Genomic DNA, 23,621 nt, shown 5'->3' with positions numbered 1-23,621 from the left:
ACGCAATTTGTTTCACAACACGTGTGGCCGTAAAGGTCGATTCGCTCGCACGATAGGTATAGCACTCGCAGCGTCTATCACAATGTCTGGCTGCTCTACTATTTCAGACTGGTTTGCAGATGACGAGGAATTGGAAATTCGTCGTTTAAAGCCTATTGAGGCTAAGTTTACGCCTGAATTAGTATGGGACTATGATATTGGTGATGGCGTCGACCGTTACTTCTCTCGTCTTCGTCCTGTGTATGCCTACAATAAGCTTTTCGCCGCCGATCGTCACGGTGTGGTTGTTGCGATGGAGCCGGAAACTGGAAAAGTATTGTGGGAGAACGATTTCGCACAGTTTCGTTCAGAAGGCATGTTAAGTTCGGTAACTAAACTTTGGCGTAGTGGCGAAACCGCGCGTATCGGCGGTATTTCTGTTGCAGACAGACACGTATTTATTGGTACAGAAAACGGATACGTTGCTGCAATGGACGCTGAAACTGGCGAACTTGTGTGGGAAGCGACGGTACCTGGAGAAATTTTAGCTGCTCCGGCAGCAGATGAAGGTATTCTTGTTGTTAACACTGGTGCAGGCAGCTTGTTTGGTTTTAATACCCGTACCGGAGAGCAAATGTGGCGACACGAGGGTGACACACCCCCGCTAACACTACGCGGCATCTCTGGCCCAATCGCGTCTAATGGTGGCGCTATCGTGGGTACCCCGACAGGTAAGATTCAAGTAAACCTTATCGAAACCGGTGTACTTGCATGGGAAACAGTAATTGCAACGCCTTCTGGAGCAACAGAGCTAGAACGTATTGTTGATATAGATACTACGCCAGTGCTTTATGGCGGTACAATTTACACAGTCTCATATAACGGAACCTTGGCAGCAGTAGAGCTTCGTTCAGGTCGCGTCATTTGGAAACGTGAATACGCTTCGTTTCGAAATCTGAATATTGATGGAAACAAAATTTTTGTCGTAGACAACAACTCTAACCTATATGCCCTTGATAGACGTAACGGCGTAGAATTGTGGTCTCAAGGCTTACTCAAAAAACGTTCGCTAACAGCTGCTACCCCGGTGGGAGAGTACATTGTTGTGGGCGATAATTGGGGCTTTTTACACTGGATTGAGCAAGAATCTGGAAAAGTCGTTGCTCGGTTAGACGTAGGTGGCGATGATGAAGATGATGCCATTTTTGCGGCGCCAGTTAATGTTGACGGTAATGTCATTGCAGTGACCAGAAATGGCGAAATAGTGTCAGTACGTATACCGAATTAGTTGTATTACGACATTTCAATTTCCAAAAGGCGTTACAAATAGAATTTGTAACGCCTTTTTTATAACTTGTTTCACTTATCGTTGGGCATAGCATCGCAACGAAGAATGTTCATTCTTCGTCGAACTGAACTCATTGGTATTAGGTAGTGAACAAGGTATAATGCGCCCATTCTCAAGAGCCTCATGACTAATCACCTATCGTTAGAGAAAGAATTTTCCAGACGTAATTTGTAGTACATGGTGTATGTGGCTTGTGCTTTTTTCGCTTTCATGACCTCTAGGAACTGATAAATGTTACCCGTTGTTGCTTTGGTTGGCCGCCCTAATGTTGGCAAATCAACCTTGTTTAATCGCCTTACCAATACCCGAGATGCACTAGTTGCAGACTACCCAGGGTTAACTCGCGACCGTAAATACGGCCAAGCGAAGTTTGAAAAGCGCCAGTTTATTGTTGTTGATACCGGCGGTATTACAGGTGATGAAGAGGGTATTGATGCTGAAATGGCGCAACAGTCTTTGTTGGCGATTGAAGAGGCTGATGTCGTTTTGTTCCTAGTTGACGCGAGAGCAGGTATGTTGCCGGCTGATCAAGGCATTGCTGATCACTTAAGACGCATAAACAAAAAAGTATTTGTGGTTGCGAACAAAGTTGACGGCATAGATGGCGATAGTGAAAGCGCAGAATTCTACTCGTTAGGTTTAGGTGAAATAAAGCAAATTGCAGCGGCCCACGGTCGCGGAGTTAGCCAATTGCTACAAGATGCCCTAAAGCCACTTGAATCTGATTTTCCGGACATGGAAATTATCGATGAGGAGCCTGAAGAAGAAGAGGATGCTGAAACGCAGCGTCAGCGCCTACAAGCGCTCCCTATCAAACTTGCTATCGTAGGTAAGCCCAACGTAGGTAAGTCGACACTTACGAACCGCATTCTAGGTGAAGAGCGCGTGGTGGTATTCGACATGCCAGGCACCACCCGTGACAGCGTGTACATTCCAATGGAAAGGGATGAGCGAGAATATATCCTGATTGATACAGCGGGTGTAAGAAAACGCAGAAAGATCAGTGAAGCGGTAGAGAAGTTTTCTATTGTCAAAACCCTTCAGGCCATTGAAGAAGCTAACGTAGTGCTATTGGTTATTGATGCCAGAGAAGGTATTACTGATCAAGATTTGAGTTTACTCGGGTTTGTTCTCAATTCAGGGCGCTCTTTGGTTGTGGCCGTAAACAAATGGGATGGGTTGAGTACAGATGTTAAGGATGATATCAAGCGTGAGATGGACCGCCGTCTAGGCTTCATAGATTTCGCAAGAATTCACTTTATATCCGCGCTTCATGGCTCTGGAGTAGGTAACCTTTTTGAGTCTGTGCAAGAAGCGTATATGAGTGCGACTAAGCGTATTAATACCGCTTTGCTTACACAAATTATGGAAATGGCGCAGGATGACCATCAACCCCCGCTGGTACGTGGTCGACGCGTAAAAATGAAATATGCCCACGCAGGTGGTTACAACCCACCGGTTATTGTTATTCACGGTAATCAAGTGGATGACTTACCAAGCTCTTATAAGCGTTTCTTAATGAACTATTTCAGAAAAGCGCTAGAAATTATGGGCACGCCTATCAAGATAGAATTCAGAGAAGGCAACAACCCGTTTGAAGGTAAGAAAGCTAATTTGACCTTGGCGCAGCAGCGCAAGCGCCGTCGTATGATGTCTTACTACAAAGATAAAAAGTAACTCTAAAAATTAAGGCGCTATTTCCCATTTAGTTGAAGTAGTGCCTTTATTCTCTCTCCCTCTCGTTGAGTCATAATTACAACTTAGTTGTAGACTTTACGCGCTGCGTAACGTTTCAACGTTCTACTTCTTTTATCATAACGACGCCTCGCCCCTTTAAAAATAAAGCATTATTTAGTAAGTAGGTGTTGGAGCCATTTTTGCAATCATTTGTAATTCGATTTAGGGAAAACGCACTGTTGTTAATTGTATTTGGACGTCATTTTGTCAGTAGAAAAGTTATTTAAAAGCACCTCACCACTTCAAAAAAATCAAATATACAATTGGTTTGACAGATACAAACCTCAGGAACAGCAAAAAGTCTATTTTCTTAGCAGTGAAATGGAAAAAAGGCCAAAATTGAATTTATCATTTACTAAACGTAACAGAGTGAAAAAAGCCTAGCGCTGGCCTTCCAAAAGCAGAGAGCGAACCTTTTTCATCATTTCAGACTCTTGCGGAACTTCTACGTTAACAATTAATTGGTTGACAATATTGTCTGAAAAGTCAGGAGGAAAAGTCGTAGACACTTTTACGATTTTATCCTGTAGCTTAAAGACATAGGTTGTCGCGTAAATTGTTGGTGATGTTTCAGATGAAGCGCTCAGCCCCAATCTCCATCCTCTTAATGCGCTGTTAACCTCGTAGCGTGAGGCTGGACTGATTTGAGACAAAGTTAACTGCTGTAAATCGGCTGTAGCACTAGCTCTTTGCAGATCACTTTCTAGTTGCTTAGGAAGTAGCTCGTTTTCATCTAAAGAAAGCTGATCTAAAAAGGGATATACGGTGACATCAATGAGCGCATCTTCAAACTCAGGGTGTATATAGCGAGTAATTGCACCGTTAAACGGGTCTGGATATAACTGAGTATCTAATTTAGTGAAGTCGCCAATGGCGTTTGGTACCTGTAATCCACCCTTATAGTCGCTAGCTTCTAGCGCGTCGAACAAAAACTGGCTGTTAAATAATCCAGAATGTTTGGCATGTTGAATCCAGCGGGCAATCAACGATTGAGCTTCTTCTTCGGCTAAAGCGGTTTCCGTTTTCACATCTGTGTTTTCTAAGGCACTCGCATCAAATGAAGATGAGTCAATTTCTATCCCTCGCCATTGTAGAGTGAATTCTGCAAATTGTTTTGCGTGCTGTCGATGCATGCCAGGCGCTGCGCCAACATTAGCAATCAATAGTTCGTAGTCGTTTCCTTCGCCATAAGGAAACAAATGACTGAACTCTCCTGATTCACTTAGGAGTTTAATAAAGCTGTCGGGCGAAATAGCATCTTCAAAACACAAATTAGTGGATTGTGAAGCATTAGCTTCGCTTAATGCTCGCTGGGCTCCACAAGCCCTGAGTAACGTCTCGCTCGGGTAGGTAGAAAAAACAGAGACAGGTTGATTGACCATAGAAGCAAAGGTGAACTCAGGCACTAGTAACAGTACAAAAACGCACAAAGGTGTCAAAATTTTTGGTACAGCGAACCGCTGTGACTTTAGGCTCCAAAATGCACAGGCCCGCTGGTAAATACTGGAAAAGGAAAACGCGTTTACATGAACGGGCATAATACTTAAGGCTACCTATTGCCGCTGAATGTGTGTCACTGTACTGGTTATTTCACCGTCAGTCACCCGAGATTTTATCTCATCACCTACATTTACTTTATTCACGCTATTAATGGCTGTTTTGTCGGACAAAGTAATGCTGTAACCACGGGCGAGCGTTGAAAGAGGGCTTACAGATTGTAAGAGGCTAACTTTACCACCAAGTTCATTTTTTTTGCTTCTAATAAGCGTATTCATGCTTGATAAGAGCTTGGTGCTAGCATAGTTTAATTTGTCTTTTGCACGCGCTACGTTTGCTGATGGCGATTGTTTGTTTAGCCTGTAATCAAGACTTTGTAATTGTTTCTCTGCTTTTGCCAAGTCGTTTTGCATCTTATGCGTTAAACGAAGTTGTAGCCTGTCTAATGTTTGCCACTGCGATTGAATGCGGCTTTGTGGATGCAACGCATTTAGCCGTTGTTTCTTAAAAACGAGTTGCTGTTTGCTGGCTCGAAGATATTGATGAATTGCTCGTGCTAAGCGTTGTTTTTGCTGACTTAACGTTTGGTAAAGAGCGGCAGAATCCTGACTTAAGATTTCGGCAGCAGCAGAAGGGGTAGGGGCGCGAACATCAGCCACAAAGTCACTAATGGTAAAGTCCACTTCGTGACCTACTGCGCTAACAATGGGTAGGGTACTTGCAGCGACTTCTCTTGCCAAGCTTTCATCATTAAAACACCACAAGTCTTCTAATGAACCTCCGCCTCTCGTAAGTAACAGCACATCCACTTCTGCACGCCTGTTAGCTGTTCTCAAGGCACTAATTAATTGCTGAGGAGCGGCCTCACCTTGAACCATCGACGGATAAATAATGATTTCGGTTTGTGGGCTTCTGCGTTTTAATACACTTAATACATCGTGAAGCGCTGCACCGCTTGATGAAGTTATTACGCCGATGCGATTAATACGCTCAGGTAGCGCACGCTTGTTAGCAGTATCGAACAAGCCTTCATTGTTGAGTTTGAACTTTAAGGCTTCGAATGCTTGCTTAAGCGCACCTTCACCATCGCTTTCCATATGTTCAACGACGAGTTGATAGTCACCGCGAGCTTCGTAAAGCCCTACCGATGCGCGCACTAAAATTTTGTCGCCTTCTTTAGGGCGAATACGAACGTTGCGGTTTGAACCCTTGAACATAGCAGCGCGCACCTGCGCTTTGTTATCTTTCAGCGTGAAATACCAATGCCCAGAAGCCGCTGCCACAAAATTGGATATTTCAGCCGATAGCCAGATAAGGCCAATTTCGCCTTCTAGTACGGTTCTGGCTAAGCGATTCAGCTTGGTAACTGTTAAAATTTGTCGAGACGTAGATGGCGAATTTGTAAACATAAAAAAAATCACTGGGTTTAATACATTTAGAGTTTACCTGAAAACTAAAAAACACTACAATTGCGCCGCAATTAACCCTCAACTGAATAGGTGTTGTTGCATGCTACGTATCATCCAAGAAGCCCTGACGTTCGACGATGTGTTGCTGGTTCCCGGCCACTCGACCGTCCTTCCTCATACTGCAAACTTACAAACGCGTCTTACACGCGGCGTAACGTTAAATATTCCAATGGTGTCAGCTGCCATGGACACGGTTTCTGAAGCCCGTCTAGCTATTGCGCTAGCCCAAGAGGGTGGTATTGGTTTCATTCATAAAAACATGAAGCCTGAAGAGCAAGCTAAACACGTACGTGAAGTTAAGAAATACGAAAGTGGTGTGGTCTCTGACCCGGTAACGGTAGACAAAGACGCAACTATTGGTGACGTTATTTCACTTTCTAAACGCCTTGGCTACTCTGGTTTCCCGGTAACTGACAAAGACAATAACCTTATTGGAATTGTAACCGGCCGTGATCTTCGCTTTGAAAAACGTTTAAACCTGCCTATTAGTAATGTCATGACCGGTAAGGATGATCTGGTTACTGTTACCGAAGGAGCAAGCTCTGACGTAGTGCTAGATTTAATGCATGAACACCGCATTGAAAAAATTCTTGTTGTTGACGATGCGTTCAAGCTTACAGGCCTTATCACCGTTAAAGATTTCCAAAAAGCAGAAAACAAGCCTAATGCGTGTAAAGACTCGCTAGGTCGTCTTCGCGTAGGTGCGGCAGTTAGCGTTGGTGCAGGTACTGATGAGCGTATTGCCTTACTTGTTGATGCAGGTGTGGATGTTCTACTGATCGACACTTCTCACGGTCATTCTCAAGGCGTGATTGACCGCGTTAAAAAAGTGCGTGCTGATTATCCTGATGTACAAATTATTGCGGGTAACGTTGCAACAGGCGAAGGCGCGAAAGCACTTGCCGAAGCCGGCGTAGATGCCGTTAAAGTAGGTATTGGCCCTGGTTCAATTTGTACTACCCGTATCGTAACCGGTTGTGGTGTACCTCAAATTACTGCGGTATCAGATGCAGTAGAAGCGCTTAAAGATACTGACATTCCAGTAATCGCTGACGGCGGTATTCGTTTTTCGGGTGACATTGCTAAAGCGTTGGCCGCTGGCGCAAGCTGCGTAATGGTTGGCAGCATGCTAGCAGGTACTGAAGAAGCGCCAGGGGAAGTAGAACTCTTCCAAGGCCGTTACTATAAGTCATATCGCGGCATGGGTTCACTAGGCGCTATGGATCAAAGCCACGGTTCGTCAGACCGTTACTTCCAAGATTCTGATAACGCTGAAAAACTAGTACCAGAAGGTATTGAAGGCCGTGTAGCGTACAAAGGTCCAATTGCTAATATTATCCATCAGCAAATGGGCGGCTTGCGCTCAGCCATGGGCTTAACGGGCTGTGCTACCATTGAAGAGATGAATACCAAGGCGCAATTTGTGCGTGTAACTTCAGCCGGAATGGGCGAGAGCCACGTGCACGATGTAAGCATTACCAAAGAAGCGCCAAATTACCGTTTAGGTTAAGGCGACCGACGACTGCGAGGCTGGTACTACACCAGCCTTTGTTTTTTTATTTAACGGGTAAAAATAAAACATGACCACAAATATCCACGACCAACGCATACTTATTTTGGATTTTGGCTCGCAATACACGCAGTTGATAGCTCGTCGTGTTCGCGAAATAGGCGTTTACTGTGAGCTTTGGGCTTGGGATGTGACCGAAGAGCAAATCCGCGAATTTAATCCACAAGGGATTATTCTGTCAGGTGGCCCAGAGTCAGTAACCGAAGAAGGCTCGCCACGCGCGCCCGAGTACGTATTTGAAGCTGGCGTGCCAGTGCTAGGCGTGTGCTATGGCATGCAAACCATGGCGCACCAGTTAGGCGGTGGTGTACTGGGCTCAGACAAGCGTGAATTTGGTTATGCCCAAGTAGAAGTGATCAAACCAAGCCCTCTGCTAGATAAAATTGAAGATGCCATTGGCGATAACGGTGCGGCGCTGCTTGATGTGTGGATGAGCCATGGCGATAAAGTGGCAGCTATTCCTGAAGGTTTTGAAACCATCGCGCAAACGGCTTCGTGCCCGCATGCGGCAATGTATAACGAAGAAAAGCAATTGTACGGCGTACAATTCCACCCAGAAGTGACTCACACACGCCAAGGTATGCGCTTACTTACTCACTTTGTAATGGATATTTGTAAGTGTGAAAAGCTTTGGACAGCTGGCGCAATTATTGACGATGCTATTGAGCGTATTAAAGAAAAAGTGGGCGATGAAGAAGTTATTCTTGGCCTTTCAGGTGGCGTAGATTCATCAGTAACAGCCATGCTGCTTCACCGCGCGATAGGTGACAAACTTACTTGTGTGTTTGTAGACAATGGCCTGCTTCGTTTAAATGAAGCTGATCAGGTTATGGAAATGTTTGGTGACCACTTTGGTTTAAACATTATCCGTGTCGATGCTGAAGGCCGTTTCCTTGACCGCTTGAAAGGCATAGAAGATCCTGAGCTTAAGCGCAAGGCTATCGGTAATGAGTTTGTTCGCGTATTTGATGAAGAGGCGAGCAAATTGGAGAACGCCAAATGGCTAGCACAGGGTACTATCTACCCAGATGTGATTGAGTCAGCGGGCTCGGCAACGGGTAAAGCCCACGTGATTAAGTCGCACCACAATGTTGGCGGCCTTCCAGAAGATATGGAACTGGGTCTTGTTGAACCACTGCGTGAACTATTTAAAGACGAAGTACGCAAAATTGGCCTAGAACTAGGTTTACCGTACGACATGCTTTACCGTCACCCGTTCCCTGGCCCGGGTTTAGGTGTTCGTGTACTTGGTGAAATTAAGAAAGAATATTGCGACCTACTACGTCGTGCTGACGCTATCTTTATTGAAGAGCTATACGCAGCTGATTTGTATCAAAAAGTAAGCCAAGCGTTTACCGTATTTCTTCCTGTGCGCTCAGTAGGCGTAATGGGTGATGCGCGTAAATATGACTGGGTAGTAAGCCTGCGTGCAGTAGAGACCATCGACTTTATGACGGCACATTGGGCACATTTACCCTACGACTTCCTAGGTAAAGTGTCGAATCGCATTATTAATGAAATTGACGGCATAAGCCGCGTAGTATACGACATTTCTGGTAAGCCACCTGCTACGATAGAGTGGGAGTAGTTATTTAGTTAGTCGTGTTGCTAAAGGCCGGTTAGTGAACCGGCTTTTTTATGTCAAATGCCCTTGCATAAAAATGTGGATAGATAAATGCGGTTAATGATTACGTTATCACTGATCTTGCTGATATAGGTAGTGGTGTTTTGAATATATCGGGAAGCTTTTCGTTAAGCGGTAACTTTTCAAGTCAGGAGAATAGTTTAATTGCTATCTACGCACGTGGAATCGCCGCTGAAAGGTCGGACTTCAAACCTGTTCCAGCACCTCCTGTTGTCGCACTTATTATTGGTGGCGTCATTGCTTGTTTATGGAACCGGCGCCAAAAACGTTTAAAAAACTAGTGAAATAAAATGCGTTTTGTTTTTTCACTGCGATGTTATAAAACCATCTTAACAATTCTGTTTTGAATAAGGCACTATTGCTCATAGCTTTCTGATAAAAGCCTTTTGGTATTATATGTTGCAACAGCGCTTGCGAAATGTACGATAAGAATGCCAGTCAAAAGGGTGGCTGGCATTCTTTATGGGTAATACTCCAATTAATAAAAATACAAAAGGCTCACTAGCCGGCATCTAAAGGGTTTACCCAAAGCTGCTCATCACCTTTTACAGTCCAAGAGCGTTCTTGAAGCATTTTAATAAAGGGTTCCATTTCGGGAGGGCATACGTTACGGAATTTAGAGTTCTCTTCTTCGGCAACGCGCACAAGATCATCTATTTGTTGCTGTGGGTCGAGTTGATTAGCCATTAATCTCGCCACATCTTCCATTACTGAAACAGGTAACGTTGTTGTTTCGGGGTTGAACCAGGTGGCCATTGTGTCTTCTGCACGATCGTTAAATCCGGTTTGGTAAGCGCCGGGCAATACCGAACAAATTTCAATTCCAGAACCTTGCAGTTCTACTTTCAACCCTTCAAGCAAACTTTCTAGCGCGTGCTTAGTCGATGCATATACAGAAACCGTGGGGACAGTCATAAGTCCAACGGTTGACGTTACAGTGACAATCTTGCCTTTTCCTCGCTTGGCCATTTGAGGTACAAAACCTTGAATCATGGCAAGGGTGCCAAAAACGTTTACTTCGTAGTTGTGTCTTACGTTATCTAGAGGTATTTCAGCGGCAGGACCGCCTTCAATGACCCCAGCGTTATTGATCAATACATCGATTTCGTGCTTGAACGCTGCTCGACGCTGCGCTTCATTTGTAATGTCAAGGACAATTACATCCAGCGCTATGCCGCGTTGTTCGGCCTCGATAAGCAGCTGCGTTTTTTGGGGGGGATAATGGACTGCTGCAATAACGTTGTGACCATTAGAAGCCAACTGAAGTGCTGCTCCTTTACCAAAACCAGACCCAGCACCGGTTATAAGTATACGTTTAGACATTCGTACTCTCCATCTTGCAAAAATAATCTTGAACAAAAGAAAGACACAAACAGAGTTGTGCCTTAGCAAACAGTGTTATGCAATTACGCTATTGAGTATCTGACGAGCCTCAGATAGCGTAACGCTCTGGTTTTCGGTGAGAGCGGTAAGGCCGTGACTCTCAAGCTTAGTAAGAACGGCTTCAACTGCTGCATTTTTGTCACCGCTGTGTTCGGTTAGTTGAGTTGCCACACCTAGATCATGATAGAAACTTTCAATTGCATCGATGGTGCGTTCAGCTAAGTCAGAACCAGCAACAAGGTCAAATACGTTCTTGCCCATTTGCTCTAGCTTTTCACGCTTGTACTCAATTTGATTGCGAAGCAATGAAGGTTGAATAATGGCCAGTGAACGAGCATGGTCAACATGCCAAAGTGCCGTCAGCTCATGGCCTATCATATGCGTTGCCCAATCCTGCATAACCCCTAACGAAAGTAATCCGTTTAGAGCTTGGTTTGCAGTCCACATAAGGTTAGCGCGCCATAAATCATTGTCCCGTTCGGCGTAGCTTTCCCCGAGAGTTTTAAGCGCGCGTAAAAGTGCTTCAGAATAGCCGTCTTGTACTAAAGCGCCTTCAGGCTTAGTAATATACTGTTCACAAACGTGAACCCATGCGTCAACAATGCCGTTGATTAGCTGCTTTTCAGGCAGTGTTTTCATCACATCTGGGTCCATTACCGCAAACTGAGGCTGAACAGATTCTGAGGCAAATGCTAGCTTCTGTTGTGTTTCCTGTTTTGTGATCACTGAGTTACCGTTTGACTCTGAACCAGTTGCAGGGATAGTCAGGATCACGCCGATGGGGGTAGCAATTTCTGGCTTATAATCGCCAGTCAGAATGTCCCAACCATCCCCGTCATAGTGGGCTGCGGCGGCTGCGTACTTTGCACCATCAATAACCGACCCTCCACCGACAGCAAGAATAAAGTCTATATTTTGCTCTTTTATAATAGCAACAGCTTTATCCATGGTTTCTTTTGTAGGGTTAGCCTCAACACCAGAGAACGCTACCCAAGTATGTTCGCTAAGCGCATTTTCTACCTGTTGGTATACGCCGTTCTTCTTCACAGAGCCGCCACCGTATACAACGAGTACCTTCTTCGAAAGCGCGATTGCATCAGTAATACTGGCAATTTGGCCTTGGCCAAAGAAAATTTTGGTTGGGTTTAGGTACGAAAAGTTCATGTTTGACCTCGTTGTTTTCTAAATTAACGTTCAAATTATTTACAATGTGTGCATAATAGTCCTCATGAAGTGACCTTAAAAGGTCAATAAATCCAATTAGCATGACTAATCCTACAAACATGAAGCCTCTAGAGGAAAATGATGTCGTTGAAATCTCTTATGCAAAGATATGTGGAAGTAGAAGGCCTTCACGATTTAGAAGGTGATTACCCTACTAAAATTGAGAATGTGCGCTTTTATAGAAGCGCTAAGGGGCATGCGCGACAACCCACAATGTATAAGTCGGGGCTTATTGTGTTAGGCCAAGGGCAAAAAGCACTCTATGCCGGAGGAAATCGCATTCCTTACGGAGCGGGTGACTGCTTAGTCATGGGGGTACCTATGCCCGTGGAGTGCGAAGCGTTTCCTAATGAAGATGAGCCCTTGCTTGGCTTAGGTATAGAAATACCGCTGCCTATTTTGCAGAAGCAAGTTACTGCAATAAAAAGTCACTCTGCACAAATACACATGATGAGCAGAGGCAATGAGTCAAGTATTCGTAGGGAACCTATTGATAAACACTTTGAGAAAGCCTGTATTCGCTTGATGGAAGCACTTTGCGACGATCTTCAGGCAACAGCTTTGGGGCAAAATTTACTTGAAGAAGCAGTGTTTTTCGCACTGCTGAGCAATAGCGGGGATACATTATTTACGCTTGCAGACCAGGAGGGTAAATATGCGCGCATCGCCGCTATTCTGCAACATATTCACACCCACTATTCAGGAGCGTTAAACGTTGGGGAGTTGGCGTCTACCGCTAGTATGAGCATTTCTGCTTTTCACAGTGCCTTTAAAGAGGTTACGCTTGAATCACCAGTGCAGTACATTAAAAAAGTACGCTTGAACAAAGCGCGCGAATTAATTTGTTTTGAGCAAAAGAGAGTCAATGAAGCAGCAGACCTTGTTGGCTACTCAAGTGCCGCGCAGTTTAGTCGAGAGTTCAAGCGCCACTTTAATCAAAGCCCTAAAGAGGCATCATTTAGCGCGTAGCCTTAATTTCTTTCCGTTAAATCCTTCACCGTTAAAATGCAAAATTGTAGCTTTAGTCATGTTAATTGGCTTTATGGGTGTTAATAGCGGCTCTTTAAAAGACTAATATACAACCTTCTGTAGCTCAGCTACCACTAATCACCTCAACAGAGTCAAAGGTAGTGGGTCTGTATATTTGTTTTATTCAGTAGAATATTAAAGGGTAATCGCAAAAATGAAGCATCCAATTAAAGTTGAGCAGATAGGAATTCTTGCGCTCACTCTAGGCGCATTTACGCTGGGTCTAGGGGAGTTTGCAATGATGCCTATGCTGCCCTTAATTTCCGAGTCTTTTTCGGTGACGCCGAGTGAGAGTAGTTACGCAATCAGTGCATATGCACTTGGTGTAGTGATCGGAGCCCCTGTGTTTATGCTCTTAACATCTAAGATGAACAAGCGAGCATCGTTAATACTGTTCGCATTTATGATGGTTATCTTCAATGGCTTAGGAGCATTTGCTCAGTCGTTAGATCAGCTGGTGATTACACGTTTTCTTAGCGGGTTGCCCCATGGCTGCTTCTTCGGTACTGCAGCTATTGTCGCGGCAAAAATGTCTAGGTCAGGCCAGACGTCGTCGGCAATAGCTAAGGTCTTCCTTGGACTTACCGTGGCCATGATAGTGGGTGTGCCAGCGGCAACCTTAATTGGTCAGAACATCGGGTGGCGAGCCTGCTTAGTGCTTATAGCATTATTTTCTCTAACTTCGCTGCTGTTGCTTCGAAAGCTACCAGATATCACGGAAACGCAGCAATCAAACATTAAAGATGAATTTGGTGTACTTAAAAATAGTGCTGTGTTGTCGGTATCATTAGTTGTTATTGTTGGGTTTGCAGGCATATTTTGTATTTATACATATGTTGCAGATACGATATTGGCACAAGGTCAATTTCCTGAATATACCGTTTCAATCGCAATGGCAATGTTTGGTATTGGCAGTACTGTGGGCAATGTCGTGTTGAGCAAAATAGGTGATCGCTATCCTCTCGCCACGGTGGCTCTTACATTAAGTGTGGCTGCCGTATTTTCGATAATATTTGTAGTGGTACATGACAACCTGCTTTTGTTATATGGTGTAGTTTTCTTTATTGGTTGTACCGTGGGACTCGCATCAATCATACAATCTTTAATGATGAGTCTATCACCAACTGGCCATTCTATGATTGGCGCTATTGTGCAGTGCTCATTTAATACGGCTAATGCGATTGGTCCTTGGGCAGGTGGTGTCTACATTGCCTCTGGTGCCAATATTAACGAAGTAGGGAATGTAGCTGCATTGCTGTTTGGTGGCGGCGTGGTTTTATGTTCGTTGAGTACGTTAATCATGAATAAAAAGCGAGGCTACGAAGGACTTAACCAGGCCAGTAGCTAAGCTTACCTTAAGAAACGGGGCATGATTTGCCCCTCTACTCTTTTATACAAATATTGGCGTTAAAACAACGATATAGTTGTATGTAGTGCGTGCGGTATGAGGTGCTATATGTTGGTATGTAATTTAATACTCTGAATGTAACCGTGGTGTCATAAAAATATCATCTAATGGTGGCGTCCTTCTTTAAATTTATACTAAAGGTTAAGCCGTGCTCAATTACACAAGCATCAGCCGTTTGGTGATGACGCCTGTTCTCGCCAGCTTTTTTATTCTTGTACTATTAAACGGTGCCTCAATTCTAAAGTCTTTCTCGTTACTTAATTCGTTCGATGAGTTAGAAAACACACTAGTTCAGTCGGAGCGTGACGTTAATTCCACGCTTGGTGCATTCAAAACCCAAGTCCAAGAATGGAAAAATGTATTGCTGCGTGGCCATAAAAAAGAAGATAGAGAAAAGTACTGGGAGCGATTTAAACAGCGTGAAGCTGATATTACTCGGCAGTTCGACATGATGCTATCAAGCGATGTGGTGAGTGATAGCGTGAAGTCCGATATCAGGCAGTTTCAAAAAGCGCACGCTGTCATGGCCGAAAAATACCGAGAAGGCTACAACGCATTTGTTAACTCAGGTTTTGACCCTAAAGTTGGCGATAGCTTTGTGCGCGGTATTGATAGGGAGCCCGCTAAGCTTTTATCAAGCATTGCATCAGAAATTGCAGCAGATTCTGCTAACGCAATAGCTGAGCTTAAAGCCAATACGCGCACTATGCTTTGGATAATTCTTTTGGCAGCTATTGCATTGTCAGTACTTTCAGTTGTGTATGTTATTGCTCGCTTGCGCTCTCAAGTTATCAAGCCAACGAAGGCTGTTGCTGCGTGTATATCGAACTTAGCTAATAGCCGCTATGACTATGAATTAACTTACACAAGTGAGCACGAACTGGGTATGTTGGCTGATTCCGCACGAGCTTTGCAATATAAGTTAAAAGATTCGGTTGCACAGCTTCAACAGGCAGAGCGAGAAATGGAAAAGGCTTTCGGCACCCTTGGTAACGTCAGCCAGTCTATTATGGAGGGAGCAAATGGTCAGCGCGATGCATCGCGCTCACTTGATAGCAGCACAGATAAACTGAAAGAGATTGTACAAAATTTAGTGGCCATTACTGACCAAGTTGCTGTTGCTACGAATAACTCTGAAAAGAACGTGGCGAGTTGCTATGCCACGTTCGAAAGCGCTAATGCAGGCTTTAAGCAGCTAGCTAAAACGGTAACGGAATCAAGTAATATCGTGTCAGAACTGCAAAGCCGCAGTACCAATATTCTAAAAGTGGTAAATGTTATTAATGAAATTGCCGATCAGACTAACCTGCTGGCTCTAAACGCAGCAATTGAGGCGGCTAGGGCAGGCGAACATGGCCGTGGTTTTGCTGTGGTAGCCGACGAGGTTCGAGCACTTGCAGCTAAAACACAGCAGTCGACCAAGGAAATTAACGACATTTTAAGTAGTTTTGAAGCTGAAGCAAAAGGGGCCGTTGCGGCGATGTCGTCAGGCAAGCAGCTGTCAGACACAAACGCAGCAGAAGCAGCGACAGCGCTAGAGACCCTCAATAACGTGGTTAGGGATATTCAAGAAACGGCGAGTGTAGTAGTGGCGCTTAACGAGGCGGCAGATGAACAAGAGGCTGTGCTCCACCAAGTGGAAACAATAATTAGCAACGTGGTGACATCATCTGAAAAGTACCATCAACTTGCGCAGCGTGACGATATGTCACGTTCTATGAAAAGTATGTCAGAAAACGTTGAAAAGGTGGTGAACAGTTTGACCCGCTAACTGTGCTTTGTCAGTATTAGTTCCAGTCCGCAAAGATAACAGCCCACTCAGCGAGCAATTATCTATTCGGGCTGGTATAACGTGAAAACAAACAAAGGAGTGCATAAATAAATCGCGCTCCTTTTATTTTTTCTGTTACCGATTTCATGCGCCCATAAACTAGTACTTACAATAATGACTACACCACTCGTATTTCACCCTATTTATAGCCAATTAGATCTGCCTGAGCGACACCGGTTTCCCATTGAAAAATACGTAGGTATTCGTGATGAATTGCTTAGTCGCGGTGTAGAAGCATCGCGTTTTGTCACTCCAACACCAGTCAATTTATCTTTTCTCTCAGCCTATTACGATCCGGGCTATGTAGAGACGCTAAGTAATGGGACATTAGATAAGAAAGCGATGCGCCGCATAGGATTTCCGTGGTCGCAACAGTTGATTGAGCGTACCCGCACAGCTGTTGCTGGTACCTGTTTAACAGCCAAACTCGCGCTAGAGCATGGGAAAGCCTTGAATTTGACAGGCGGCTATCACCACGCCTTCGCTGACTTTGGCTCAGGGTTTTGTTTGTTCAATGACTTGTATTTGGCAGCGAAAACCATGCAGCAAAACTCGTCCGTTGAAAATGTGCTTGTTGTCGATTTAGACGTACATCAGGGTGACGGTACCGCTAAACTGGCCGAAAACGATCGGGATATCTTCACTTTATCAATCCATGGTGAAAAAAACTTTCCACACAGAAAGCAGCGTTCGGATATTGATATAGGGCTCGATAAGGGCACCGAAGACGACGAATATTTAACCACGCTAGAGCAAGCGCTAACCATGGTGATGAGACAGTTTCAACCCGATGCCATCATCTATGATGCAGGCGTTGATGTACATGTAAACGACGATTTAGGCCTCTTGCATATATCTACACAAGGTGTTTATGAAAGGGACAAGACAGTATTTGCTTTAGCTGACCGTTTAGGTGTTCCAATTGCTGCGGTCATTGGTGGAGGATATCAAAGGGATATTGCTGCGCTAGTGGACGTGCATATTCAGCTTTATCGCGCGGCCGGTGTGATTGACTAGCTGCGGCGAGTGGCGTTTTAAAAAGCGCGCTCAAATGGGATATTTGCAGCGCGCGTTTTGTTATTAAGCATGAATATTTGTTTTATAAAAAGTGCAGCTGAAAACCGATACCAATACGCTCCTGTGAGCGGTTGTAGTCAATAAGCGAGTCGCCATAGCCATTAAAGTACTGAAGCAGTAATTCATAACGATCAGATATAGGGTAGGTGAAATCTAGCTGAATACTGCCTCTGTTTTCGTCAAAATCCAGATTGTTTCTCAGTAACGCCAGTACCTTGAAAGCACCAATTTTTCTGCCGTAACCAAATTCCATTCGGCCGTAGTAATCCTGAATGTCTGGGTTATCGTCTCCTGTCGGGTCAAGCGGGTCTGCTTTTTCATCTTCAGGAATACGGTACCAGGTTTTAAAGTAGTAAATATCGTCGTTGTCACTGAATACTATAGATGCGAAAAGGCGGTTCCAGCTTCGAGAGCGCAAACCGCTTTGGCCGTTCGACATATGATTGAAGCCGACTTGGAAAGTATTAAATTTGTAACCAAGTACCGAATAGTCAGCAGTTTCTTGCCAGAAAACTTCTGGCTCGTAATTGGTTTCACGAAAGGGCTTCGACGCTTCACTATTATAAAGCTGCCAGAAAGAAGTTACCGTAAAGCCGAAGTATAAGCCGTCGAAGCCAGTATCTTCTAGGTATAGTGGTAGCTTGGCACTTACCTGAAACTTAGCTTCTTTATTATCTATGTTTTCTTCCGTTAATTCTTCATTACCGAATGTATTAGGGTTAGAAACGTAAGTAATAGGAAGTAAATAGTTTTGTCTGTGCTGGGTAATGGCAAAAACATTGTCGAGCGCTTCTTTATCACCTTCTAAGCGGTTGTCTAGCGCGCTCTCTGTAGTTGTATCACGTTTAATGATATCAATAACTTCAATACCGCTTTCATTCTGTGATGTTTGACCGTCCTCGTTTTCAACAGTGTTTCTTTGTTCACTGTTATCGAGTTCCGACGTTTGTTCGCTCATCACTTCTTGTGATTGTTGTGCGAACACAGGTGTACAAGCAGCAAACGCTGCCAAAAATATAAAAGGCTTAAACACAGACACCTTTAATTCTCCGTAGCAAGGGGTTGTTATTATGCTTTACTGAAGTCCAGCGTTTGGCCTTCTGAAGATGCAAATACGTGTAAAGTAGACTCTGCCACTGTGACATAGTCATTACAGTGTTTCACGACATCATCTATATCGTCATCAGTGCGTTCTGGATCATGACTATATAACGCTAATTGTTTTGCATGACTGGCCATCGCCAATTTTACCGCTTCCTCTGCAACCGAATGACCCCAACCGTTTTTTTTCGGCATGTCAGATAACATGTACTGTGCGTCGTGAATAAGCAAGTCTGCATTATCAGCAAACTTAGCAAAATCTAGAAAATCTGTTTCTTTTTTATATGGAGGGTATAGCTCGTTATCGGTGATATAAGCAATTTTGGCACCGTCGGCCCTAATACAGTAAGCGCTTCCGCTGCCAGGATGATTCATGGCCAATCGGGTAATAATTGCGCTTCCAATGGTAAAGCTATTTTGTGCTGCCGGAAGTTCAACAAGGTTAATAGCCGATTTTAACGCGCTTTTGGGGACAGGAAATAAAGAACCTTCCATTTGTTTTAAAATTTGATCGGGCTCGTTAAGTTGGGTTAGACCCGGGTAAATGTTTATCTCCCGTGATTCTTGGTAAATGGGTGCAAAAAAAGGGAAGCCTTGAATGTGATCCCAATGATTGTGGCTCAATAAGAGGAAGATTGGCGAATTTTTCTTAATCAAGCTGTCGCCAAGTAAGCGAATACCTGTGCCTGAGTCGAGGATGATATCAGTACCATCCTCAAGCTCAATGTGAACGCATGCTGTGTTGCCACCATAACGAACGTAAGCTGCCCCCGGAGTGGGTATTGACCCCCTTACGCCATAAAATGTTAACCGCATACGCCCTCTTTTTCTTATCTAATGGGCAAGTTCAGGTGTTAGAGTGCGGCTACAAAATCTTTTGCTGCGCTAAGGTCTAATAACTGTTTCTCGCCAGTACGTCTATTCTTATATTCAACCTGTTGATTATCCAAGTTTCTTTCACCAATAACAATGCTGTGAGGTATGCCAATTAATTCCATATCATTGAACATCACACCTGGGCGTTCTTTTCTATCGTCAAATAACACTTCTACGCCAAGGGAAATAAGTTCTTCGTAAAGCGCCTCTGCTGCTTCCTTAATACGGTGAGACTTATGCATATTCATAGGTATTAATGCAATTTTAAACGGTGCAATAGGATCTGGCCACTTTATGCCAAACTTATCGTGATTTTGCTCGATAGCTGCCGCAACAATTCGAGACACCCCGATGCCATAACAACCCATTGTTAAGGTTTGATGTTTACCTGATTCGCTAAGTACACCGCAGTTCATGGCTTCTGAATACTTGCTGCCAAGCTGGAATATATGACCCACTTCGATACCGCGCTTAATATCAAGGGTGCCTTTTCCGTCAGGAGACGCATCGCCAGCTACGACGTTACGAATATCAACGCCAGTGATACCTTCAGACCAGTTTACGTTGATGTTCATTTTACCACCTGCGCCAGCGCCTGTAGTAAAGTCCGCAAGGGCTACTGCACTTGCATCAATGTAAGTTGGAATGGGAAGGTTTGTTGCATCTGCAAAGTAGGGAACTACTCCAAGCACTTCCTTAGCCTTTTCAAATGACGCTTCAACCAGCGGCGAAGCCACTGCTTGTATTTTCTCTGCCTTAACATCGTTAAGTTCGTGATCAGCACGCAGTACCAGCGCTACCCAATTGTCTTCTTGTACTTCTTCGCCTTTCTCATTTGTTGCGGTTGCTGCTTTCACTACTACAACTTTCACTGCATTGGTATTTTCGGTATCAATGCTCTTGAGAATTTTTTCGAAATCTTTGCCCTTGGCATCTTTGGTTTCAACGGCCGCGCCCGAAGCAACTGCCTTTTTAGGCGCCACAGCTTCAGCCATTTCAACGTTTGCCGCATAATCACTTTCGCTTGAAAAAGCAATATCGTCTTCACCTGATGCTGCCAACACGTGGAATTCATGAGAATGATTACCACCAATAGAGCCAGAGTCGGCTATAACTGCTCTGAAGTCTAAGTCCATACGCGAGAATATGTTGCAGTAAGCGCCGTACATTTTTTGGTAGGTTTCTTCAAGGCAGCTGTCTTCTAAGTGGAAGCTGTATGCATCTTTCATGGTGAATTCACGACCGCGCATGATGCCAAAACGAGGGCGCACCTCGTCACGGAATTTGGTCTGAATTTGGTATAGGTTCAGTGGAAGCTGCTTGTAGCTGCTAATTTCATTGCGAACTAGTGCTGTGATTACTTCTTCGTGCGTTGGTCCTAATACGAAATCACGCTGGTGGCGGTCTTTGATACGAAGTAACTCTGGGCCATATTCTTCCCAGCGACCGGATTCTTCCCACAGGTCTGCTGGCTGCACAACGGGCATTAGCACTTCAATCGCGCCTGCTTTGTTCATTTCTTCACGAACAATATTGGCTACTTTATTAAGTACACGAAGACCAGAAGGCAGCCACGTATATAGACCCGAGGCAAGCTTTCTGATCATACCAGCTCTTAGCATTAGCTGGTGGCTGATAACCTCTGCATCGGCAGGTGTTTCTTTCTGCGTGGCAAGCAAATATTGACTAGTGCGCATGTAAAGCAGGTATCCTGTTATAAGTGTATTTTTGACTGTTTGTGCGATGTTCTTTCTCAAGCGGCAACTAGCAAAACAAAACTTAGAAGAATGCTTGAATCGAGATTGGCGTCACACGTTTGGGCGTATTCTAATTAACTGTGAGCTATTTCGCCACAGACTGTTTACACTATTAGCGTAATTATCGTAAATGAACGAGTTCGGTCACCCTAACGACAGCGTCTTTTATTTCAAAACCCACATCAATATCGTATAGCGTTACACGGTAGGTTTTTTCGTCATTTTCAAGCTGCTGTTTATAGGCGGGGCGAGGGTCTTGTGACAGGACTGCAGTCACTAAGGCAGAGAAGTCACGGTGTTTTTTCTCTATTTCAGCAAGCATTGGCTTGAGATTAACACTAAATGAAACGTCACGATTTGGAATGGGGTTTATATCGTCAAGGTTATCGCTGGCGCTTGTAATACTGTCTGCGTAGGCGATATAGGGTTTGATATCTATAAGTGGTGTGCCGTCGACTAAATCTACGCCTTCTACTACTAGCTGTGTTTTTCCGTTGCTGCTAACCACACCCTTGTTTTTAACGACTGACATACCGATTCCATTTGGACGGTGTGTACTTCGACTAGCAAATACGCCCATAGTCGCATTGCCACCCAAACGAGGAGCTTTTACCGTATTTTTCCAACCGCGTTCAATGTTCTGGTGAAAGATAAAAAGCAGCCAAAGGTGACTGTAGTTTTCTATCCCTTTAAGCATATTGATATCGTTAAAGCCTTCTTCGAAGGTGATAACACCCTGGGCATTAGCCAAGTTGGGCTGTCTTGGAATAGCAAACTTTTGCTTGAAAGGCGTAGCGACGTTCGCTATAGCCTCGAGAGAAAATGAATGGTGAGTATTCACGTTTTAGCCTTAACGTAATCAAATATATATAAAGTTGTCATATTACTCACACAATTTGCAGGTAAAGTGACATTTCAAGTGAAAGCTTGAGCCAACTAAGCACCGCACTTGTTAGCAAGGTGTTTATTTGAATTCCCTGGAGTATTCCAATTTTTGGGGCCTGCTCAAATCACGACCTTTTTCGTTACGGCACAAGTTTTTACTTGGCTAAAAAAGGAAACTTCACGTGTTTTATCGAGCGGGCTTACCTTTTTTAATTCCATCTAACGCGCTCTCAAAATAAGGGCAGCCCAGCATTTGTGCTTTTTCTATGTTATGGCTGAATATCTTTTCAGCATCTTCTTCTTTCTTCATGTAACGTGTGATATCAGCTTCACGAATTAAATGAAAAAGCGGGTAGGGTGAACGGTTAGTATAGTTTTCAGCATCGTCTACGTCGCTACCGTCAAACACATAATCTGGGTGGAAGCTGGCAAGTTGATAAGTACCGCTGTATCCCCAGTCATTCAACATGTGATCGCTAATAGCCAATACATCGAGGTATTCGTTAAAATCAACAAGGCTTGAATGCGTAAGTGCAAGTAGCGTAGTGGCGGTGGTTTCATTCTCTTCTAAATGCCGTAACTCATCAAAAAGAGATTGAACAACAACTCCCGCGTCGCCTGCAATAACTACACACCGGATTTGGTTTGGGGTCCTTACGTAGCGCGCGAAGGGGCAAAAGTTGTGTTTTATCACAATATCGTCAACCCATTTTAGGGTTGCATCGATGACATGCTTATCGCATAGCGTAAAAGTTGGTTCTGCCATAAAGGATGCTAATCAATTTGAGTCAGTGTTTTAAGTGAGGTGAGTATAAAGTAAAAAGGCAGAAACTCGATTTCTGCCTATAGCATTAGGTTGGGTTTTGGCGTCCTAAGAGTGATACTTTACGTATGCTTCAAGTGTGTTTTCAATCAAACTTGCTACCGTCATTGGACCAACCCCACCTGGCACAGGCGTTATCCACCCAGCGCGTTCTTTCGCTTTTTCGAAATCTACATCACCAACCAATGAACCGTCGTTTAGACGATTAATGCCCACATCAATAACAATCGCGCCTTTCTTTACCCAGTCGCCAGGAATAAAATTAGGCTTACCTACTGCAACAACGAGTAAATCAGCACGTTGAACATGGCTTTTAAGGTCTTGGGTAAACTTATGACAAGTTGTTACGGTGCAGCCTGCCAAAAGCAACTCCAGGCTCATAGGGCGACCCACAATATTCGACGCACCTACAATAACAGCGTCCAAGCCTTTAACAGGGCGCTTGGTTGACTCGATCATGGTCATAATGCCTTTTGGCGTACAAGGGCGTAGCGCAGGAATACGCTGTGCAAGGCGGCCAATGTTGTAAGGGTGGAATCCATCTACATCTTTATGAGGGTGAATACGTTCAAGTACCTTTTCTGCATTTAAGCCAGCAGGTAGAGGAAGCTGTACTAAAATACCGTCTATCTCTCTATCTTCGTTTAGTTCGTCCACCAAACTTAGTAGGGTCTCTTCTGTGGTATCTGCAGGCAGGTCAAAAGAGCGAGAAATGAAACCCACTTCTTCGCATGCTTTACGTTTATTAGAAACATAAACTTGAGAAGCTGCATCGCTGCCAACAAGAACAACGGCTAGGCCGGGTTGCCTTTTACCTGCTTGGGTAAGCGATTCTACATAGGAGGTTACGTGTTGGCGAACTTGTTTAGCAATTAATTTGCCGTCAATAAGATGGGCGGTCATAGTCTTGTACGATTCTTATATGGTTGGGTGGTCAACAAGTGCCCTATATTGTTTCACAAAATAGGACTAATACTCTAGT

18 protein-coding genes are annotated in these 23,621 nt (G+C 44.2%); 8 read left to right on the top strand and 10 right to left on the bottom strand.

Annotation, left to right across the window (positions count from 1 at the left end; all coding sequences use genetic code 11):
• Nucleotides 1–7: 7 nt before the first annotated feature.
• Complete coding sequence (gene bamB, locus ACXAGV_RS00560) at nt 8–1,267, top strand: outer membrane protein assembly factor BamB (RefSeq protein ID WP_474870940.1); 1,260 nt, start codon at nt 8–10, stop codon at nt 1,265–1,267.
• Between the two features lie 291 nt (nt 1,268–1,558).
• The gene (gene der, locus ACXAGV_RS00555; RefSeq protein ID WP_474870938.1) at nt 1,559–3,004 is read left to right on the top strand and encodes a ribosome biogenesis GTPase Der; all 1,446 of its coding nucleotides are present in this window, start codon (nt 1,559–1,561) and stop codon (nt 3,002–3,004) included.
• Nucleotides 3,005–3,444: 440 nt separating this feature from the next.
• On the opposite strand, the gene ACXAGV_RS00550 is transcribed toward der, so the two are convergent.
• A complete protein-coding gene (locus ACXAGV_RS00550) occupies nt 3,445–4,602 on the bottom strand; it encodes a hypothetical protein (RefSeq protein WP_474870936.1) in 1,158 nt (385 codons plus the stop codon).
• A 15-nt stretch (nt 4,603–4,617) separates the two neighbouring features.
• Nucleotides 4,618–5,970 (bottom strand): exodeoxyribonuclease VII large subunit, encoded by a 1,353-nt coding sequence (gene xseA / locus ACXAGV_RS00545; protein ID WP_474870934.1) that lies wholly within the window; start codon nt 5,968–5,970, stop codon nt 4,618–4,620.
• A 100-nt stretch (nt 5,971–6,070) separates the two neighbouring features.
• On the opposite strand from xseA, the gene guaB reads away from it, so the two are divergent.
• Nucleotides 6,071–7,540, top strand: a complete 1,470-nt coding sequence (guaB, locus tag ACXAGV_RS00540) for an IMP dehydrogenase (RefSeq protein ID WP_474870932.1) — start codon at nt 6,071–6,073, stop codon at nt 7,538–7,540.
• A gap of 70 nt (nt 7,541–7,610) precedes the next feature.
• Nucleotides 7,611–9,188, top strand: a complete 1,578-nt coding sequence (gene guaA / locus ACXAGV_RS00535; RefSeq protein WP_474870930.1) for a glutamine-hydrolyzing GMP synthase — start codon at nt 7,611–7,613, stop codon at nt 9,186–9,188.
• Nucleotides 9,189–9,746: 558 nt separating this feature from the next.
• Here guaA and ACXAGV_RS00530 read toward each other — a convergent pair.
• Entirely contained in the window at nt 9,747–10,568 is an 822-nt protein-coding gene (locus ACXAGV_RS00530) for an SDR family oxidoreductase (RefSeq protein WP_474870928.1), read from the bottom strand.
• 75 nt (nt 10,569–10,643) lie between these two features.
• Nucleotides 10,644–11,792 carry an iron-containing alcohol dehydrogenase gene (locus ACXAGV_RS00525; RefSeq protein ID WP_474870926.1) on the bottom strand — a complete coding sequence of 383 codons (1,149 nt, stop codon included), beginning with the start codon at nt 11,790–11,792 and terminating at the stop codon, nt 10,644–10,646.
• A 138-nt stretch (nt 11,793–11,930) separates the two neighbouring features.
• On the opposite strand from ACXAGV_RS00525, the gene ACXAGV_RS00520 reads away from it, so the two are divergent.
• From ACXAGV_RS00520 to ACXAGV_RS00505, 4 genes are all read left to right on the top strand, one after another.
• On the top strand, nt 11,931–12,821 hold the full coding sequence (locus tag ACXAGV_RS00520) for an AraC family transcriptional regulator (RefSeq protein ID WP_474870924.1): 891 nt from the start codon (nt 11,931–11,933) through the stop codon (nt 12,819–12,821).
• A gap of 214 nt (nt 12,822–13,035) precedes the next feature.
• Complete coding sequence (locus tag ACXAGV_RS00515) at nt 13,036–14,229, top strand: MFS transporter (protein ID WP_474870922.1); 1,194 nt, start codon at nt 13,036–13,038, stop codon at nt 14,227–14,229.
• Between the two features lie 208 nt (nt 14,230–14,437).
• The gene (locus tag ACXAGV_RS00510; protein ID WP_474870920.1) at nt 14,438–16,060 is read left to right on the top strand and encodes a methyl-accepting chemotaxis protein; all 1,623 of its coding nucleotides are present in this window, start codon (nt 14,438–14,440) and stop codon (nt 16,058–16,060) included.
• Nucleotides 16,061–16,234: 174 nt separating this feature from the next.
• The gene (locus ACXAGV_RS00505; RefSeq protein WP_474870918.1) at nt 16,235–17,137 is read left to right on the top strand and encodes a histone deacetylase family protein; all 903 of its coding nucleotides are present in this window, start codon (nt 16,235–16,237) and stop codon (nt 17,135–17,137) included.
• Nucleotides 17,138–17,219: 82 nt separating this feature from the next.
• Here the strand turns inward: ACXAGV_RS00505 and ACXAGV_RS00500 are convergent, their stop codons facing one another.
• From ACXAGV_RS00500 to folD, 6 genes are all read right to left on the bottom strand, one after another.
• On the bottom strand, nt 17,220–18,236 hold the full coding sequence (locus ACXAGV_RS00500; RefSeq protein WP_474870916.1) for a phospholipase A: 1,017 nt from the start codon (nt 18,234–18,236) through the stop codon (nt 17,220–17,222).
• Between the two features lie 29 nt (nt 18,237–18,265).
• Entirely contained in the window at nt 18,266–19,114 is an 849-nt protein-coding gene (locus tag ACXAGV_RS00495) for an MBL fold metallo-hydrolase (protein WP_474870914.1), read from the bottom strand.
• Between the two features lie 38 nt (nt 19,115–19,152).
• A complete protein-coding gene (locus ACXAGV_RS00490) occupies nt 19,153–20,871 on the bottom strand; it encodes a proline--tRNA ligase (protein ID WP_474870912.1) in 1,719 nt (572 codons plus the stop codon).
• Between the two features lie 181 nt (nt 20,872–21,052).
• A complete protein-coding gene (gene tsaA / locus ACXAGV_RS00485) occupies nt 21,053–21,772 on the bottom strand; it encodes a tRNA (N6-threonylcarbamoyladenosine(37)-N6)-methyltransferase TrmO (protein ID WP_474870910.1) in 720 nt (239 codons plus the stop codon).
• Nucleotides 21,773–22,003: 231 nt separating this feature from the next.
• On the bottom strand, nt 22,004–22,582 hold the full coding sequence (locus ACXAGV_RS00480; RefSeq protein ID WP_474870908.1) for a DUF1415 domain-containing protein: 579 nt from the start codon (nt 22,580–22,582) through the stop codon (nt 22,004–22,006).
• A gap of 105 nt (nt 22,583–22,687) precedes the next feature.
• Complete coding sequence (gene folD / locus ACXAGV_RS00475) at nt 22,688–23,542, bottom strand: bifunctional methylenetetrahydrofolate dehydrogenase/methenyltetrahydrofolate cyclohydrolase FolD (RefSeq protein ID WP_474870906.1); 855 nt, start codon at nt 23,540–23,542, stop codon at nt 22,688–22,690.
• Nucleotides 23,543–23,621: the final 79 nt, after the last annotated feature.

The sequence above is a fragment of the Alteromonas sp. ABH4_453 genome (assembly GCF_056160665.1).
Note: the sequence above shows the minus strand (reverse complement) of the source record. Positions and strands in the feature narration are given on the sequence as shown.